Raw genomic sequence first — 17,382 nt, 5'->3', positions numbered from 1 at the left:
GCCGGAAGAATACCGGCTGATGGCTGAAACCCCGGAAATCTCAAAAAGTGCGTGGAACTAAAACGGGTGCGCTTACAATTCAGGCTGACAACATCGCTCCCGGTTAACCGCTGTCGCAATAACTATAAGATTCACCATCACTTGAGGAACCTTCGTATTCTTATACCTGATACAACAGGTTTTAACGTTATTGCTTTTGAGGATTAAAAAGGATTCTGGAAAGGGTATTTAAAAGACTTGTAAAAAGTTGGGATTTAGATTTGACAAATATAAGTTGATTAGATAATACTTTATTTATATTTGTAATCACGTTCTCGTATAACTGATTACAAGACTTAAAAAAGTCAGCGAAAACTTTTTAAGTCCTTTAAAAGTCAGATTTAATATCTGGCTTTTTTTGTATCTTTTCTTTTTATAGATCTTCTATCTAATTAGTCAATAGTAATATAAAAATATTTTACACAATCATTCTTGATTCTGAAATAAATGAAGGCCAGATATACATCTGACCTTTAGTTTGATATGAACTCATTTTTCATAAATGGCCCTAAACGCCCCACAAATCAAATCGAGCTGCTTTATTTTACATATAGGACATCATAATAACTTGTGTGTGCATGCACATTATATCCATTCTAACTTTTTCAAAATCAATGTACTTATGTTGGCTTTTATCAATACTCTTCTTTGTTTTCTTAATAATGTCATCATAAACTGTTTCCATATAATATTTATCAGTAAATAAATCAAAAACTTCGCTGGAAGGCTTTGTTAGAGTTCTCTTCGTAAAACGAGAATATTCCAGTAATGCAGCTAAATCCGCTGAAGTCTGACTTGCATGTTTATTTTCTTTTTCCATCTTTTTTTCCTTATTTATTTTTTAAGTAAATATCCCCCTACACTTTCATGTATTATTATTAAAGGGATCGTTATTTTTAAACATCGGTCTATATTTTTATTACTTATAACCTCCTAACTTCATTTATAAAAATATTATCATGCTGCTCTATTACGAGATGCGTAAATCATTTGGTCGATCCATTCATCGACTTCGCTTTCTACGAACCTTATTGCTCGATCACCTAGTTTTATAGGTGCAGGGAATTGACCACGACTAATCAACCGATAAATCCAAGCTTTACAAAATCCGGTTCTTTCCAACACTTCAGGCATACGGATAAATCTCTTTCTTTCTGTCATACATTTCTCCATTGTTGTTTTGATGGATGCAGTATCTTCAGATCGCTTATGGCGATCAACTATCAAAAAGCACGAATTGATCAAGGGATGGTGTTTTTTTAGTCAGATTTATGAAGGGTGTTTTGAAAGCAAGCCAGCATAGGCTTAGGAGGGCTTTTACAAAAAGTGCTATTTTTTTGGTCTATGTAAGATTTTTTAATAAATACTTAATTATCAATTAGTTAAGTTATTTGTGATTTAATTCCGCACTATCCCCCTTTATAATTCTTGTTTAGCACTTTGAGAAGTCTAAGTTAGAGGTAAGATCTTGCATATGGGAAATAGCCTCCGGATCAGCAAGGCTATGTTTCGTGAGTTCAACTCCTCAACGTTAGTAGTATCTAAGATTTTGGCTCTGGAATAAGTAAAATCTGTGCTGCCGTTTTTTAGGACCCTTTATTGAACCCTTAATGAATAAAGTAACAAAAATAACAATAAAAATCATATCATTGAGATATAAAACACAGGGAAGCCAGCCCAAAATTCTCCATCGGTGATTACCAGAGTCATCCGATGAAGTCCTAAGAGCCCGCACGGCGCAAGCCCTGCGGGCTTTTTTGTTACCTGTGCGGTCATATTCTCTGTATAAATCTCGAGCATCATCTATGCTTGTTTTGCACCACGATGCCATATCGTAAAAAACCATGGTGCAAAAAGATACCTAACCAATTGAAATACCAAACTAATACCGAGTAGCAACTACGCGATGGCGACGGGCTGGCGTTGTTGATTAAGCCATTCGGCAGAAAGATCTGGTTCTTCAAATACACTCCCCCGGCGCTGAAAAAAAGGGCCACCATCAGCATTGGACCCCACCCCGCTTGGTGCCAAATGCCAACGCTGCAGCCATAATCTCACCATGGCGTGATGTAACAGATGACGACTGATGGTTATCTTCGTCAGGTACGTGATGTTTCTAAAGACAAAGAAAGGCGAATCATGGGCAGATTTCAAGGTAAACGCATCCTTATCACTGGCGGTACCAGCGGTATGGGATTTGCAGGCGCACTGCGCATTGTTAGTGAGGGCGGCAATGTTGCCATTACGGGCCTCAATGATGAAAGGCTGAAGCGCGCCCGTAGTCTACTGCCTGAATCATCTCTCATTCTGAAAAACGATGCAGCCAGCGAAGCAGATATAAGCGTTCTTCAGGCAGCGATAAGCGACTGGGGTTCACTCGACGGACTATGGCTTAATGCTGGCTTCGCAGAAGTAGGTGCTCCGGAATCGGTGACAGCGGATGCTTTTAACCGCATGATGAATGCTAACGTCCGCGGCCCGATGCTGCAGCTTGCCGCTCTTTCTGGATCCCTCAATTCAGGCGCATCTGTTCTTGTCACCTCATCTTCATCTGTATATGAAGGTGCGGCAATGACCAGCCTCTATGCAGCAACGAAAGGCGCAGTTGTCGCAATGGTTAAAAGCTGGGCCTCTGCGCTGGCTGTGCGGGGTATTCGCGCCAATACGCTGGTACCGGGTCCGATCGAAACGAACTTTAGACATTTCATGCCGGAAGAGTCGCGTCAGCAGTTTGAGGATTTTGTTGTCAGCCAGGTCCCCCTCGGCCGGGCAGGAACCCCGGAAGAAGCCTCTGCTGTCGCACTTTTTCTGCTTTCTGATGACGCATCCTATGTCACCGGCAGTCAGTACGCGGTAGATGGCGGGCTGGTGCATTACTAGATATGGCAACAGCGGCATCATTTCCTGATACAGATCCTCAAAGCCCCACTGTAGAAGTGGTGAAAATAACGGCCCCTGCTTTCATCAATAAACAATCCGTTACTCCAGAATCATCCATTTTTCGCTTAAAACAGCCCGACAACATCCGAACGCAACGAACAGATTCAATGTGCAATATCTCCCGTTACCCAGACTATCCATCAAACCGGTAAACACCAAAATGGTTCATTTGAAAGGATAAACGTGGTATTCAGGCATGTCGGGCGCGTGAAGAATCACTGACTGTTGATGCAGCGATGACATATCAGGCCAGCGACAGCAGTGTTATGTCCCTACCGCAATCTCAACTGGGCGGGGCGTTTATTCGGATGAGAAGGACTCACTCGGGGAGGGAGGCAATAATGGCAGATTCAGAACGCGATAAACCAGCTGCGTTGTCATTAAATATCGGCAGTAAAATAAGACGACTACGGCAGTCCCGGGGGATTTCGTTAAACGATCTGTCTAAATTGTCAGGGGTTTCAAAGGGAGCGTTATCCAAGCTGGAATCAGGATCTTCCAGTCCCCGAGTTGATACGCTGGACGCTATCGCCACCGCGTTACGTTTACCGGTCGGCGATTTGCTAAGCGGCAGCAGGATGTATCCCCGCTTTGAAAAATATCGCCCTGTGCCGGGCGATTATTCGCAAATGATGAAATTCCGCATCGGCCCCGGCAATACCTCCGAGATATGGTTGCTGCAAATGGAACCGCGGGTCACCATCCACAGCCCCGGACATTCAGAGGGGGCGCATGAACATATTCTGGTACACAGCGGAACTCTGCGCCTGCGCTTGAGCCAGTATGAAGTCATCACCCTGGAGCCCGGGGATTTTTATGCCTTCTCTGCAGAGATTGCGCACACGTACAGCGCAACGGAAACGGCGGTTAGCGCGACGGTGGTGATGACTCACCTCGAGCCCGGTTAACTCCGCCGCGCCATTATCGGACCTGGAGACCTGAGATATGGCGCCGGCGTTTCGGGCATCTGTTCACTTAAAGAAACAAAAACGGTCCGCTGAATGCCTGAGGGAAAATTATTTTAAAAATAAAATTAATTAAATTCAGTCGATTGATTGCGAACTGATAAATATCTTCCCCCGTCATCGGGAAACCCGTTGTTCAGTTTGCGGGTTAACTGTATTGTTATTTCGAACAGCAGAGCCGGCCTGCTTGCGCTGTATTTTTCCACAAAGCAAAGCAGGCGTAATAGCCGGAAAGCTGGCCATAATACAGTCACTTTCCTGATGATCCTGGCGTCTTTTTATTAGCGATCAATATCGCCTAACCCGGCTGTGCGCCGTGCGGCCCAATGCCTGCTCTTTTTTATGACGAAATCAACCCACCCGCATTAAATATGTGTGACGGAGAAGATGAATGCGTAAAGTTAATTTAAAAGACAGTTTTGCTCTGTTCAGCGATTACTGGAGCCCGAAAATTGTCGGCGAAATGAATAACGAATATGTCAAACTGGCTAAATTATCCGGAAAATTTGACTGGCATCATCATGAACAGGAGGACGAGCTTTTTCTTGTGATCAGCGGCCGCTTGCGAATGGGCTTAAGAACAGGCGATATCATTCTTGATGCCGGTGAGTTTATTATTGTGCCGAAAGGAACTGAGCATTGTCCTGAAGCGTTAACCGAAGAGTGCTGCGTCGTTTTACTGGAGCCAAAATCGACCCTGAATACGGGTAATATCGTCAATGAACGTACGGTGCGTGAACTGGATAAACTCTAATTGTCTGGCGGTGCGGAACAAACCGGGCCAGGGGAAGTTTTAGCGTTACCGGTTACCCGGCCCCCCTCTAAGGATAAAACCACCCATAACATCTCGCGCAACCCTTACACACTCCGGCCGCGTCAGCGGCCGGAGGGATAGATTTACTCCTTGTCAGAATAGGCGTCCAGCATGGCAAAGACCGCCCACCGCGCCGCATCGTCTGCAATATTGTCAGGCAGCGCATCAGCCCGCAGATTGACATAAGCGTCGGCAGCCCTTCGGATGGCAATCCCGACAGAGTGACGATCGTGCGTTGCCAGAGTGGAAGTCAGCAGGCCATCGGGATCAATGCCGAGGGCTTCTATTCGGCGAACCCCGCGTTGCGGTAGATTGGCGCGACGGAACAGCATCGGTCCCAGCACTTGTTCGCGGAAGAAGGACAGCATCCCCAGCGCTTCGAAGAGTTCGCCCCTGCCCAGTTTAACCCCGGCATAATGCAGCCAGATCCAGGCTCGGGACTCAAACCACTCCGGCGTCATGTTCGGCCAGTGCGCGCTAAATTTTGCCAGCTGGCGCTCGAGAGCATCGCTATCACGGGTAAATAGCACGGCAGGCTCCTCAACGCGCTGAGTGAGCATGTCCAGGGTGATAAATTTGAGATCGACATGTAGAAGTTGCGGGCCAAACAGACAGATCAGCAGCCGAGGCTCGCCGACGTGTTCCCCGGTGAAAGCATGTAGCAGATGGCCGAGGGTTCCGGCGAACGCCATACGCTGAGCCATGATTTCGTCATAATAGAGAGGGTCGACCACCACCACGAAATCGAGATCGGAGTATTGATCAAACCCGCCATGGATAAACGATCCGCCGGCGAGAAGGGCGTGGATCCGCGGGTCAGACTGTAATTTAAGCTTCAGTTGCTCTGCAAAACTTCTGTGTAAATCGGGGAGCGTATTAAACATACTTTTTCCTGTTCACAAAAAAGACAAAGCATTACAGAATATCGAGTGATTGATCGGCAGACCAGATATTTCTGCAGGAGCCCTCCCCTCCCTGGCGGGGCTCCCGACGCGCTATATCGGAAGCAATACCTCCCTCAAACCACCTCGCTCATCCACTCAGCAAACGCCCGCACGGCGGGAGAGAGAAAGCGCTGGTGCGGATAGAGCAACGTGACGGGTACCGGGGGCGGCTGCCAGTCCGCCAGCACTTCCACCAGCCTCCCCTCCCGCAGGTGGTCAGCCACGATATTCTCCGCCAGCTGCGCCAGCCCAAATCCTGCCAGGCACATTTTTATATAAAGCCCCGTTTCATTCACCGCGGCGGTGCCGCTGACGGGTACAGAAAAAGTCTCGCCGTGGCGAAGGAAGCGGAACTCATCGGCCCGCCTCGCCTGGCCGGAGAAATAATGCACGGCCCGGTGCTGAGAGAGCGCCTCCGGTGATGGCGGCACGCCATATTCCCTGAGATAGTCCGGTGACCCGCAGGTGACCCAGCGAAAGCGGCCCATAGGCCGGGCCACCAGGCTGGAGTTGTTCAGCTCTCCCGTGCGTATCACGCAGTCGACGCCTTCCTGAATGAGATCGACCTGCCGATCGCTGACCCCAATCATCAGGTAGATATCAGGGTAGCGTCGGTAAAAGTCTTGCAGATGGGGCATGACGATGAAATGCGCGATGCCCGCGGGCATATCAACCCGCAGGCGCCCCTGAGGCCGCGCGACAGACTCGCTCAGGCTGGATTCGCTATGTTCGATGAGGGCGAGAATTTCCCGGCACTGCGCCAGATACTGCATCCCTTCCGGAGTCAGGCTCACCCGCCTTGTGGTCCGGTTCAGCAGCCGCACCTTCAGGTATTTCTCAAGGTTTTTAATGGTACTGGTGACAGTGGAGGCCGGCAGGGAAAGGGTTTCCGCAGCACGCACGAAGCTCCCTGCCTCCGCGACGCGCATAAACATCTGCATAGCCTGGATACGATCCACCTTCTTTCTCCCCTGTAGCAAGCAGCCTACCGACAGGCGGCATGATTATTCGTTGATTATGAATAATGAAAACAATTTACGCATCTTTTTGCGCTTAATCGCCTGGCGTATCGTTGCGCTGTGGATATCGCGTGAGGGGCCAAAAATGACCATGCCCTCAATAAATATCCAGAGAATCACCACGTTAAATAACACGCATAAAGGAAAAATAATGTCCGTTCAGCCTGTCGAATTACGTAAGGCGTATCGTTTATTGCAGGTCGGGTCCACCACCATGATTTCCGCAAAATATGATGGCGTCGAAAATGTCATGTCAGCCGCCTGGGTTGGGCTGGCAGGCGAGCGAAAAGTGGTGGCCTATATCGGCCCCCAGGCCTTCACTCGTCAGCTGGTGGAAAAGAGCGGCTATTTCGTCGTGCAGATCCCCGTAGTCAGCCAGATGGCAACCGTCCTCTACGCTGGCGGGCGCAGCTATGCCGACGCGCCGGATAAAAACGACACCATCCCCTTCTTTTATCAGCCGGGGTTCGATCTCCCCCTTGTCGCCGGCTGCGCGGGCTGGCTGGTGTGCAAAGTGATGCCTTACCCGGACATCCAGCAACAGCACAATCTGTTTATGGGTGACATCGTCGCCGCCTGGAGCGATGACCGGGTATTCCGCAACGGACACTGGATCTTTGATGATGCGCCGGACGAGCTGCGGACCGTTCACTATGTCGCAGGCGGGCAGTTCTATGCCATCGGCAAAGGCAGCAAATTCGATCATGGACCGGGTAAGGACTGACCCTCCCCGGTCATGAGCATCACTGACGAGATGTCTGCGCGGCAGAGCGGCTGATACTCCGGCGCCAGACGCCGGGCGCCTGGCCAAACTGGCGCTTGAAGCTGCGGTTGAAGGACTGCTGGGAGTCAAAGCCGAGGGCGATCGCCACGTTGAGGATCGGCTCGTTGCTGTGGGCTAAGCGTTCGACCGATTTTTGCAGCTTTTGCGCCCGGATATACTCCCCGAGGGGGTGCCCGGTATGTTCTTTGAAGATCCGCTGCAGGTGCCACTTCGAATAGCCGGCTCGCCGGGCAACGGTATCAATATCCAGACGGCTATCAAGATGGTTGTCGATCCAGTCGATCAGATCCTGAATGATGGCGCCAGTGTTCATCATATTTCCCCCTCGCGGCCGGTTAAAAGCATCTTTAGCAGTTGCATTAAAAGGTGGCCTGGTTTTACACAAAATGCAAGTTTTATTGTTGCATTTAAAACCCTGCCAGGATCGCGCCTTTTTTCTCCGGTGAGGATCGCACATAAAGTGCAACAATTATTCTTGCACTTAGTTAAGCGCCTTCCTACAATCGCCGCGATAGTGTATTCGAAATTGTTACAATTTTGTGGCGATGATCGACACAAATGGCCTTAAGCCAGCCCGGACAAAGGAAGTGGCGCAGCCTCTCAGGCTGCGTCTTGCCCGGCGGCTACAATGACTGGAATAAAAATAATGAGCCTGCAAAAAACCTGGGGAAACATTCACCTGACCGCGCTCGGCGCGATGATGCTCTCCTTTCTGCTCGTCGGCTGCGACGACAGCGTCGCGCAAAACGCCGCGCCGCCCGCGCCTGCCGTCAGCGCCGCTAAGGTGTTGGTGAAGTCGATCAGTCAGTGGGATAGTTTCAACGGTCGCATTGAAGCGGTGGAGAGCGTTCAGCTCCGCCCCCGCGTCTCGGGATATATTGATAAAGTGAATTACACCGACGGCCAGGAGGTGAAAAAGGGCCAGGTGCTGTTCACGATAGACGACAGAACCTATCGCGCCGCGCTGGAGCAGGCGCAGGCGACGCTGGCGAGAGCCAAAACGCAGGCCAGCCTGGCGCAAAGCGAGGCGAACCGCACCGATAAATTAGTTCATACCAACCTCGTCTCCCGTGAAGAGTGGGAGCAGCGCCGGTCAGCCGCGGTACAGGCGCAGGCCGATATTCGCGCCGCGCAGGCGGCGGTGGATGCCGCGCAGCTTAACCTCGACTTCACCAAAGTGACCGCCCCTATCGACGGCCGCGCCAGCCGCGCGCTGATCACCAGCGGCAACCTGGTCACGGCGGGCGACACCGCCAGCGTGCTCACTACCCTGGTCTCGCAGAAGACGGTGTACGTCTACTTTGACGTCGACGAGTCAACCTACCTCCACTATCAAAATCTCGCCCGCCGCGGGCAAGGCGCGTCCAGCGATAATCAGGCGCTCCCGGTGGAGATTGGCCTGGTTGGCGAGGAAGGCTATCCCCATCAAGGCAAAGTGGATTTTCTCGATAATCAGTTAACGCCGAGCACCGGCACCATCCGCATGCGCGCCCTGCTGGATAACTCGCAGCGGCTGTTCACGCCGGGTCTGTTTGCCCGCGTGCGTCTGCCGGGCAGCGCGGCGTTCCAGGCTACGCTTATCGACGACAAAGCGGTGCTCACCGATCAGGATCGTAAATATGTCTATATCGTTGATAAAGATGGCAAAGCGCAGCGACGTGATATCACGCCGGGGCGGCTGGCCGACGGTTTACGCGTCGTGAAGCAGGGTCTGAAGCCTGGGGATAGCGTCATCGTCGACGGCTTACAAAAAGTGTTTATGCCGGGTATGCCGGTTAACGCCAAAACCGTTGCCATGACCCCCAGCGCCGCCCTCAACTGATCCCTAATCAGAGAATCCAAGACATGGACTTTTCCCGCTTTTTTATCGACAGGCCAATTTTCGCCGCGGTGCTGTCGATTTTAATTTTTATCACCGGGTTAATCGCCATCCCGCTGCTGCCGGTGAGCGAATATCCTGACGTCGTGCCCCCCAGCGTGCAGGTGCGCGCGGAGTATCCCGGCGCCAACCCGAAAGTGATTGCCGAGACCGTGGCGACGCCGCTGGAGGAAGCGATCAACGGCGTTGAAAACATGATGTACATGAAATCGGTCGCCGGCTCCGACGGCGTGCTGGTGACCACCGTGACCTTCCGCCCGGGTACCGACCCGGATCAGGCGCAGGTTCAGGTGCAGAACCGGGTCGCGCAGGCGGAGGAGCGTCTGCCGGAGGATGTGCGCCGTCTGGGGATCACCACCCAGAAACAGTCCCCGACGCTGACCCTGGTGGTGCATCTGTTTTCGCCAAACGGTAAGTACGACTCGCTGTATATGCGCAACTACGCCACGCTGAAGGTGAAGGATGAGCTGGCGCGCCTGCCCGGCGTCGGCCAGATCCAGATATTTGGTTCCGGCGAATATGCGATGCGCGTCTGGTTGGATCCCAATAAGGTGGCGGCGCGCGGGCTGACCGCCTCGGACGTGGTCACGGCGATGCAGGAGCAAAACGTCCAGGTCTCCGCCGGGCAGCTTGGCGCCGAGCCGCTGCCGCAGGAGAGCGACTTCCTGATCTCCATTAACGCCCAGGGCCGTCTGCATACCGAAGAAGAGTTTGGCAATATCATTCTGAAAACAGCGCAGGACGGCTCGCTGGTCCGCCTGCGCGACGTGGCGCGCATCGAGATGGGTTCCGGTAGCTATGCGCTGCGCTCCCAGCTCAACAACAAGGACGCGGTCGGGATCGGTATCTTCCAGTCCCCGGGGGCTAACGCCATCGATTTGTCGAACGCCGTGCGCGCCAAAATGGCCGAGCTGGCCACCCGCTTCCCGGAAGATATGAAATGGGCGGCGCCGTACGACCCAACGGTGTTCGTGCGCGACTCCATCCGCGCGGTGGTGCAGACGCTGCTGGAGGCGGTGGTGCTGGTGGTGCTGGTGGTGATCCTGTTCCTGCAGACCTGGCGCGCGTCGATTATCCCGCTGATCGCGGTGCCGGTATCGGTGGTCGGTACCTTCAGCATTCTCTATCTGCTGGGCTTCTCGCTGAATACCCTGAGCCTGTTCGGGCTGGTACTGGCGATTGGTATCGTGGTGGATGACGCCATCGTGGTGGTGGAAAACGTCGAGCGCAATATCGAAGAGGGGCTTGCGCCGCTTGCCGCGGCGCATCAGGCGATGCGAGAGGTCTCCGGGCCGATTATCGCTATTGCGCTGGTGCTGTGCGCGGTGTTCGTGCCGATGGCGTTTCTCTCGGGCGTGACCGGTCAGTTCTACAAGCAGTTTGCGGTGACCATCGCCATCTCCACGGTGATCTCGGCCATCAACTCGCTGACGCTCTCCCCGGCGCTGGCGGCCCTGCTGTTAAAGCCGCACGGCGCGAAAAAAGACCTCCCTACCCGGCTGATCGATCGTCTGTTCGGCTGGATTTTCCGTCCGTTTAACCGCTTTTTCCTGCGCAGTTCGAACGGCTATCAGGGGCTGGTGAGTAAAACCCTCGGCCGCCGTGGCGCGGTGTTTGTGGTGTACCTGCTGCTGCTCTGCGCCGCAGGGGTGATGTTTAAAGTCGTCCCCGGCGGGTTTATTCCCACCCAGGACAAACTGTACCTGATTGGCGGCGTGAAGATGCCGGAAGGTTCGTCGCTGGCGCGCACCGATGCAGTGATCCGCAAAATGAGCGAGATCGGGATGAATACCGAAGGGGTCGATTATGCGGTCGCCTTCCCCGGTCTTAACGCGCTGCAGTTCACCAACACGCCGAATACCGGGACGGTCTTTTTTGGCCTAAAACCGTTCGACCAGCGCAAACACTCGGCGGCGGAAATCAACGCGGAGATCAACGCCAAAATTGCGCAAATCCAGCAGGGATTTGGCTTCTCCATCCTGCCGCCGCCGATTTTAGGATTGGGTCAGGGCTCCGGCTACTCCCTTTACATCCAGGATCGCGGTGGGCTGGGCTATGGCGCGCTGCAAAGCGCGGTGAATGCCATGTCCGGGACGATTATGCAGACGCCGGGGATGCACTTCCCGATCTCGACCTACCAGGCTAACGTGCCGCAGCTGGATGTCCAGGTCGATCGCGATAAGGCGAAAGCGCAGGGGGTATCGCTGACCGATCTGTTCGGCACGCTGCAGACCTATCTCGGCTCGTCTTATGTCAATGACTTTAACCAGTTCGGGCGTACCTGGCGCGTGATGGCCCAGGCTGACGGGCCGTACCGCGAGAGCGTGGAAGATATCGCCAATCTGCGCACCCGCAATAATCAGGGCGAAATGGTGCCGATCGGCAGTATGGTGAATATCAGTACCACCTACGGGCCGGATCCAGTGATCCGCTACAACGGTTATCCGGCGGCGGACCTGATTGGCGATGCCGATCCGCGCGTCCTCTCCTCCTCGCAGGCGATGACGCTGCTGGATGCCATGTCTAAACAGGTGTTGCCGAATGGGATGAATATTGAGTGGACGGATCTGAGCTTCCAGCAAGCCACCCAGGGCAATACGGCGCTGATCGTCTTCCCGGTGGCGGTGCTGCTGGCGTTCCTCGTGCTGGCGGCGCTGTATGAAAGCTGGACCCTGCCGCTGGCGGTGATCCTTATCGTGCCGATGACGATGCTCTCCGCGCTGTTTGGCGTCTGGCTGACCGGGGGCGATAACAACGTCTTCGTGCAGGTGGGGCTGGTGGTCCTGATGGGCCTGGCCTGTAAAAACGCCATTCTGATCGTCGAGTTTGCCCGCGAGCTGGAGATTCAGGGCAAAGGCATCATGGAAGCCGCGCTGGAGGCGTGCCGCCTGCGACTGCGCCCGATTGTCATGACCTCCATCGCCTTTATCGCCGGGACCATTCCGCTGATCCTCGGCCACGGCGCAGGGGCGGAAGTCCGCGGCGTCACCGGGATCACGGTGTTCTCCGGGATGCTGGGGGTGACGCTGTTCGGTCTGTTCCTGACGCCGGTGTTTTACGTGACGCTACGGAAACTGGTGACCCGCAGTAAGCCGGTCGAGGAGGATCTGCCCGCCTAGCCTGCGGCAAATAACAAAAAACCGTCTTCAAGCTGAAGGCGGTTTTTTTTCGTCAGGACCAGGATTAATGCGCTTTTTTAAAGCGGGCGATCATTTCCGGTACCGGGTCGCAGCCGCTGGTATCGGCGTTTTTAAGCGCCTCCAGCGCGCTGGCCACGGTATGGCGAGCGAGGACGTTTAGCGAAGCCTGCTCCGCTTCGTCAGCGACCGATTTGAAGTACCAGCAGGCGTTGGCGCTGACCACGCAGCGGGCCGGGACGTCAGGGCGCGACGCCCACAGTTTTTTATCTTCGATAACGGAAAGATAGATATCACGCAGAGTGATTTTGTCCGCCGGGCGGCCAAGATGAATAGAGCCGTTGCGGCCAAGCGTGGAGACAATGATGCCGTCACGGGTGAGCGGAACCATTAATTTGCGGATAAAGCTCGGGTTGGCTTCCAGGCCGTAGGCCAGAATCGCACTCGTCGAACGTTCACCCATCTGCTCCGCCATTGCTACGCTGAGAACCATCTGCAAAGCTGTCGGGAAGCGGTAATCTAACATGGTATTGTCCTGGGTTGCGGTGAATCTTGTTCTTTTTGGCACCGCAGAGGTGAGTAATCAATGAACAACAATATAACAAATACGGGAATTTTTTTGAAGCAATCTGCGGTTAGCCTGCGAAGTAAATTTTCTGATTTCACGGTCAAAAGCGGGGCAAACACAGATTCCCTTTCGTACCGTTTTATTAAACGCAAACGCCATCGTTTATTCCGCTAGCCGCGCCCACCGCCCGGCGACCTGTCCACATCAGCGGTCCCTAACCCTGTGGATAACCTGGAGGCAGTTGCCCGGCAGCCCCAGCACAAGCGGGCTACCGGCCGCCGTTCGTTTTTTGAACGGGAAAACACCCCCGCCGGACCGCGCGCTGAGCGCGAACCCCGCCACCACGGCGGAGGGAAGCGTCCGCCCCGCTTAATAATTCCACTTCGGCCGCGCCACCGTGTTTTTCTTCAGCAGATCGCGGAACGCTTTCAGATAGGGTTCATTACTGCGCCCGCGCTTACAGATGGCCGAGAACGGCGACTGAAAGCCAAACTCGTTGGGCAACAGCACCCGCAGGCGGTTCTCTTTGATCCACGGCCAGGCGTAATGCTCCGGCAGATAGCCAATATATTTCCCCGAGAGGATCAGCAACAGCTGGGCGTCGACGGTCTCAACAGTGGCGCTGCCTTTGCTGAAGCCCCGACGGCGGAGATCGCTGGTGTTCCAGTAGCTGCGGGTCACCAGCGGACACTGGCTGATCTGCTCTTTATCGAGCTGGCGGCTGAAGAACATCGGGTGCAGATCGCTGCAATAGAGCCAGTGCTGCTCGCGGTACAGCGGCTCGCTGATGATGTTATGCACCTGCGAGTTGTAGCTGCCGATGGCCAGGTCGATATGGTTGTTCAGCACCCCGTTCAGTTGCTCCGCCGGGGTGCGAATAATCAGTTTGATATGCACATGGGGAAATTTGTCGCTGAAGCTGCGCAAGACCACCGGCAGCGAGAGCGCCGTTTCGGTCTCGATGGAGTCGAGCGTCGAAATGCACAGGGTGCCGCTGTGCTCCCCTTTGAGCAGGGCCGACTGCCGCTCCAGCTCATTGAGTTCGCTCAGCACGCGGATCGCCTGCTGTAAAAACTGCTGTCCTTTTTCCGTTAAGGAAAAGCCGCCGCGCCCACGCTGACAGAGGGTGAAGCCGAGCTGCCCCTCCAGTTGCGACATCGCATTGCTGATGGCGGAGACCGAAATGCCCAGCTCCTGCTGGGCCCGGCTGTAGCTCTCCAGGCGGGCCACCGCCTCGAAAACCTGCAGCTGACGAATATTGAGGCTGGCGTCGTGATGCATCGTATTTAGTTCACCAATAAATGAACTGAGTATTTACGCCAGACGATGTAAAGTCCAGCGCGGGTTGCGCACTATCTCTCCTGTTACGTTTCATCCGTCAGATTCAGGAGCAGACATGGATAACCTCTTTCACCAACCGCAGGGTGGCAATGAGATGCCACGCTTCGCCGGCCGCGCCACGATGATGCGCCTGCCGTTTATCGAAGATTTACAGGGACTTGATGCGGCATTTGTCGGCATTCCGCTGGATATCGGCACCTCGCAGCGCTCAGGCACGCGCTACGGACCGCGCTATATTCGCGCCGAATCGGTGATGATCCGTCCGTACAATATGGCGACCGGCGCCGCGCCGTTCGACTCGCTGTCGGTAGCCGACATCGGCGATGTGCCGATCAATACCTACAGTTTGCTCAAATCGGTGCAAATTATTGAAGATTACTACACCGGTTTGAATAGTTATCCGCTGATCCCCCTCACCCTCGGCGGGGACCACACCATTACCCTGCCCATCCTGCGGGCGCTGACCAAAAAACATGGGCCGGTGGGGCTCATCCACGTCGACGCCCATACCGACACCAATGATGAGATGTTCGGTGAGAAAATCGCCCACGGCACCACCTTCCGCCGCGCCGTTGAGGAGGGACTACTCGACCTCAAGCGGGTGGTGCAGATTGGCCAGCGCGCCCAGGGCTATGCCGCCGGGGACTTCCAGTGGGGCGTCGACCAGGGCTTTCGCCTGGTGCAGGCGGAGCAGTGCTGGCATACCTCGCTGGCGCCGCTGATGGCCGAAGTCCGCCAGCAGATGGGCGACGGGCCGGTGTATCTCAGCTTTGATATCGACAGCCTCGATCCTATCTGGGCCCCGGGAACCGGGACGCCGGAAGTCGGCGGCCTGACCTCCATTCAGGCGCTGGAGATCGTCCGCGGCTGCCGCGGCCTGAACCTGATTGGCGCCGATCTGGTTGAAGTCTCGCCCCCCTATGACGTGAGCGGTAATACCTCCCAGCTGGCGGCCAACCTGCTGTACGAGATGCTCTGCGTCCTGCCCGGCGTGAAGTACGCCTGAGGAAGCCGCCATGGAGCTGAAATGCTTTCGCACCCTCTGGGGAGTGACGACCCCCTGGCCGCAAACGCTGGATGAACTGCAGCGCGTCGGCTGCTGCGGTATCGAAGCCCGCGTCCCGTTAACGGCGGAGGAGCGGCGGCAGCTCGCCGACCGCCTGCAGGCGTCGGGGCTAGAGTATATCGCCATTCTCTTCAGCGGCGGCGGGGTGCTCCCCGCTCAGCATGAAACGCCGGAGCAGCATCTGGCGCGCCTGCGGATCCGCTTCGCCGAGGCCAGCGGCCTCAACCCGCGCTTTGTCAATCTGCTGGCGGGCAACGATCGCTGGCCGCTGGCGCAGCAGGTCGATTTTCTCGGCAAGGCGCACGAGCTGGCCGCCGGGTTTGGGTTGACCTGCAGCTTTGAAACCCATCGCGCCACCTCGCTGTACAGCCCGTGGCTCACCCTGGAGATCATTCAGCAGCTCCCCCAGCTGCGCTTTACCGCCGACATCAGCCACTGGGTGGTGGTCAGCGAGCGCCTGCTGGATGACCCCTGCGATGACTTCAGCGCCTTTATCGACCGCGTGCATCACGTGCAGGCCCGGGTGGGCTACGACCAGGGGCCGCAGGTGCCGCACCCGGCGGCGCCGGAGTATCAGCCGGCGCTGGCCTTTGCCGAGCGCTTCTGGGAGCAAATCTGGCATTCGCAGCGCCGGCGCGGCTACCCGCAGACCACCCTGACGCCGGAGTTTGGCGCCGACGGCTATCTGCACCATCTGCCGTTCACCAACGTTCCGGTGGCCGACCTCTGGTCGCTCAACGCCTGGATGGCCGCGCGCCAGCAGGCCCACTTTCAGCAGTTTTTAACGCTCACTGAACAGGAACCGCTGCCATGACCGCCGTGAAGCACGCTTTTACTGAACTCCCGACCATCGATATCCGCGATCTGGCCGGCGACGATCTCGCCAGGCGCCAGGCGGTGGCCGACGCCATCGGCCGCGCGGCGCGCGAGGTGGGCTTTTTCTACATCACCGGCCACGGCATCGACCCGGCGCTGATCGCCGGCGTCCGCGAGGCGGCGAAGCAGATCTTCGCTCTGCCGATGGCGGAGAAGATGAACTATTACATCGGCCGCTCCAAAAGCCATAAGGGCTACGTCCCGGAAGGAGAAGAGATCTACGGCGCCGGCAAGCCGGACCATAAAGAGGCCTTCGATATTGGCTTCCAGGCGGCGGACGACCATCCGCTGGTGCTCGCCGGTACGCCGCTGATCGGCGCCAACGAGTGGCCCGACCTGCCGGATTTCCGCGCGCGGGTGCTGGCCTACTACGACGCGGTCTTCGCCCTCGGCCACCGCCTGTTCGACGCTTTCGCCCTCGCGCTCGGTCTGCCGGAAGGGTATTTCAAACCGATGGTGACCTGCCCGCCGGCCAAGCTGCGGCTCATCCATTACCCGTTCGACGCCAGCGTCGAAGATGTTCCCGGAATTGGTGCACACACCGACTATGAGTGCTTCACCCTGCTGCTCGCCGACCAGCCCGGGCTTGAAGTCCTCAATGAAGAAAGCGTGTGGATCGACGCGCCTCCCGTCACGAACGCCGCCGGAGAAGAGGCGTTCGTGATCAATATCGGCGACATGCTGGAAGTGCTCAGCGCTGGCACATTTGTTGCTACAGCCCACCGGGTGCGCAAAGTGCCGCAGGAGCGGTACTCCTTCCCGCTGTTTTTCGCCTGCGATTACCACACGCTGATCCGCCCGCTGCCGACCTTTCTCGCCGCCGGCGAAGCCAGCGAATATCAGGAGCTGAGCATCGGCGAGCATATGTGGAGCCAGGCGCTGCAAACCTATCGCTATCTGCGCGAGAAGGTCAATCGCGGCGAGCTCCAGCTGCCGGCGCGCGCGCGCGGCACCCATACCTTTGGCCATCTGAAAAAACAGGCACAGCAAAAAAAACCCTAACCACCCGT

At 55.4% G+C, this 17,382-nt stretch carries 16 protein-coding genes and 1 pseudogene; 10 read left to right on the top strand and 7 right to left on the bottom strand.

Translation table 11 applies throughout. The features are described 5' to 3' along the window. Window positions 1–583 precede the first annotated feature (583 nt). Together K5R89_RS21305 and K5R89_RS21300 are read right to left on the bottom strand one after the other, a co-directional pair. Window positions 584–859 (bottom strand): hypothetical protein, encoded by a 276-nt coding sequence (locus tag K5R89_RS21305; protein WP_087827208.1) that lies wholly within the window; start codon window positions 857–859, stop codon window positions 584–586. Window positions 860–996: 137 nt separating this feature from the next. Next, a complete protein-coding gene (locus K5R89_RS21300; protein ID WP_049242244.1) occupies window positions 997–1,200 on the bottom strand; it encodes an AlpA family transcriptional regulator in 204 nt (67 codons plus the stop codon). Window positions 1,201–1,896: 696 nt separating this feature from the next. Here K5R89_RS21300 and K5R89_RS27550 point away from each other — a divergent pair. The 4 genes and pseudogenes from K5R89_RS27550 to K5R89_RS21285 form a co-directional block, all read left to right on the top strand. Continuing rightward, window positions 1,897–2,058: pseudogene (locus tag K5R89_RS27550) on the top strand (integrase arm-type DNA-binding domain-containing protein); the annotation flags it as partial. A 120-nt stretch (window positions 2,059–2,178) separates the two neighbouring features. Then, window positions 2,179–2,919 (top strand): SDR family oxidoreductase, encoded by a 741-nt coding sequence (locus K5R89_RS21295; protein WP_064155074.1) that lies wholly within the window; start codon window positions 2,179–2,181, stop codon window positions 2,917–2,919. 401 nt (window positions 2,920–3,320) lie between these two features. Further along, on the top strand, window positions 3,321–3,887 hold the full coding sequence (locus tag K5R89_RS21290) for a helix-turn-helix domain-containing protein (RefSeq protein WP_048298702.1): 567 nt from the start codon (window positions 3,321–3,323) through the stop codon (window positions 3,885–3,887). 448 nt (window positions 3,888–4,335) lie between these two features. Continuing rightward, window positions 4,336–4,698, top strand: a complete 363-nt coding sequence (locus K5R89_RS21285) for a cupin domain-containing protein (RefSeq protein WP_060591865.1) — start codon at window positions 4,336–4,338, stop codon at window positions 4,696–4,698. A gap of 143 nt (window positions 4,699–4,841) precedes the next feature. Here K5R89_RS21285 and K5R89_RS21280 read toward each other — a convergent pair whose 3' ends face one another. Together K5R89_RS21280 and K5R89_RS21275 are read right to left on the bottom strand one after the other, a co-directional pair. Next, window positions 4,842–5,642, bottom strand: coding sequence for a hypothetical protein (locus K5R89_RS21280; protein ID WP_087827206.1), 801 nt, complete (start codon window positions 5,640–5,642; stop codon window positions 4,842–4,844). Window positions 5,643–5,776: 134 nt separating this feature from the next. Beyond that, on the bottom strand, window positions 5,777–6,661 hold the full coding sequence (locus K5R89_RS21275) for a LysR family transcriptional regulator (protein WP_087827205.1): 885 nt from the start codon (window positions 6,659–6,661) through the stop codon (window positions 5,777–5,779). 211 nt (window positions 6,662–6,872) lie between these two features. Between K5R89_RS21275 and K5R89_RS21270 the strand changes: the two genes are divergently transcribed. Then, window positions 6,873–7,445, top strand: a complete 573-nt coding sequence (locus tag K5R89_RS21270) for a flavin reductase family protein (RefSeq protein ID WP_044524415.1) — start codon at window positions 6,873–6,875, stop codon at window positions 7,443–7,445. Window positions 7,446–7,464: 19 nt separating this feature from the next. On the opposite strand, the gene K5R89_RS21265 is transcribed toward K5R89_RS21270, so the two are convergent. After that, window positions 7,465–7,818: a helix-turn-helix domain-containing protein gene (locus K5R89_RS21265; protein WP_032429203.1), complete on the bottom strand. Its 354-nt coding sequence runs from the start codon at window positions 7,816–7,818 to the stop codon at window positions 7,465–7,467. A gap of 333 nt (window positions 7,819–8,151) precedes the next feature. Between K5R89_RS21265 and oqxA the strand changes: the two genes are divergently transcribed. Further along, a complete protein-coding gene (oqxA, locus tag K5R89_RS21260; protein ID WP_044524416.1) occupies window positions 8,152–9,327 on the top strand; it encodes a multidrug efflux RND transporter periplasmic adaptor subunit OqxA in 1,176 nt (391 codons plus the stop codon). 23 nt (window positions 9,328–9,350) lie between these two features. After that, window positions 9,351–12,503 carry a multidrug efflux RND transporter permease subunit OqxB gene (gene oqxB, locus K5R89_RS21255; protein WP_217259564.1) on the top strand — a complete coding sequence of 1,051 codons (3,153 nt, stop codon included), beginning with the start codon at window positions 9,351–9,353 and terminating at the stop codon, window positions 12,501–12,503. Window positions 12,504–12,567: 64 nt separating this feature from the next. Here oqxB and K5R89_RS21250 read toward each other — a convergent pair whose 3' ends face one another. Together K5R89_RS21250 and K5R89_RS21245 are read right to left on the bottom strand one after the other, a co-directional pair. Beyond that, a complete protein-coding gene (locus K5R89_RS21250) occupies window positions 12,568–13,047 on the bottom strand; it encodes an Rrf2 family transcriptional regulator (protein ID WP_023290703.1) in 480 nt (159 codons plus the stop codon). A gap of 411 nt (window positions 13,048–13,458) precedes the next feature. Beyond that, window positions 13,459–14,370, bottom strand: coding sequence for a LysR family transcriptional regulator (locus K5R89_RS21245; RefSeq protein WP_002914199.1), 912 nt, complete (start codon window positions 14,368–14,370; stop codon window positions 13,459–13,461). Window positions 14,371–14,485: 115 nt separating this feature from the next. Between K5R89_RS21245 and speB the strand changes: the two genes are divergently transcribed. From speB to K5R89_RS21230, 3 genes are read left to right on the top strand one after another with little or no spacing between them, the layout of a single operon-like run. Next, window positions 14,486–15,436, top strand: a complete 951-nt coding sequence (gene speB, locus K5R89_RS21240) for an agmatinase (RefSeq protein ID WP_004145693.1) — start codon at window positions 14,486–14,488, stop codon at window positions 15,434–15,436. Between the two features lie 10 nt (window positions 15,437–15,446). Next, entirely contained in the window at window positions 15,447–16,310 is an 864-nt protein-coding gene (locus K5R89_RS21235; protein ID WP_217259565.1) for a sugar phosphate isomerase/epimerase, read from the top strand. Continuing rightward, window positions 16,307–17,374, top strand: a complete 1,068-nt coding sequence (locus tag K5R89_RS21230; protein WP_023290725.1) for an isopenicillin N synthase family oxygenase — start codon at window positions 16,307–16,309, stop codon at window positions 17,372–17,374. Before K5R89_RS21235 ends, K5R89_RS21230 begins: the two co-directional genes overlap by 4 nt. The last annotated feature ends 8 nt before the right edge of the window (window positions 17,375–17,382 follow it).

This window comes from Klebsiella sp. TF21-TM (assembly GCF_019753495.1).
Taxonomy (GTDB): Bacteria; Pseudomonadota; Gammaproteobacteria; order Enterobacterales; family Enterobacteriaceae; genus Klebsiella; species Klebsiella quasipneumoniae.
Note: the sequence above shows the minus strand (reverse complement) of the source record. Positions and strands in the feature narration are given on the sequence as shown.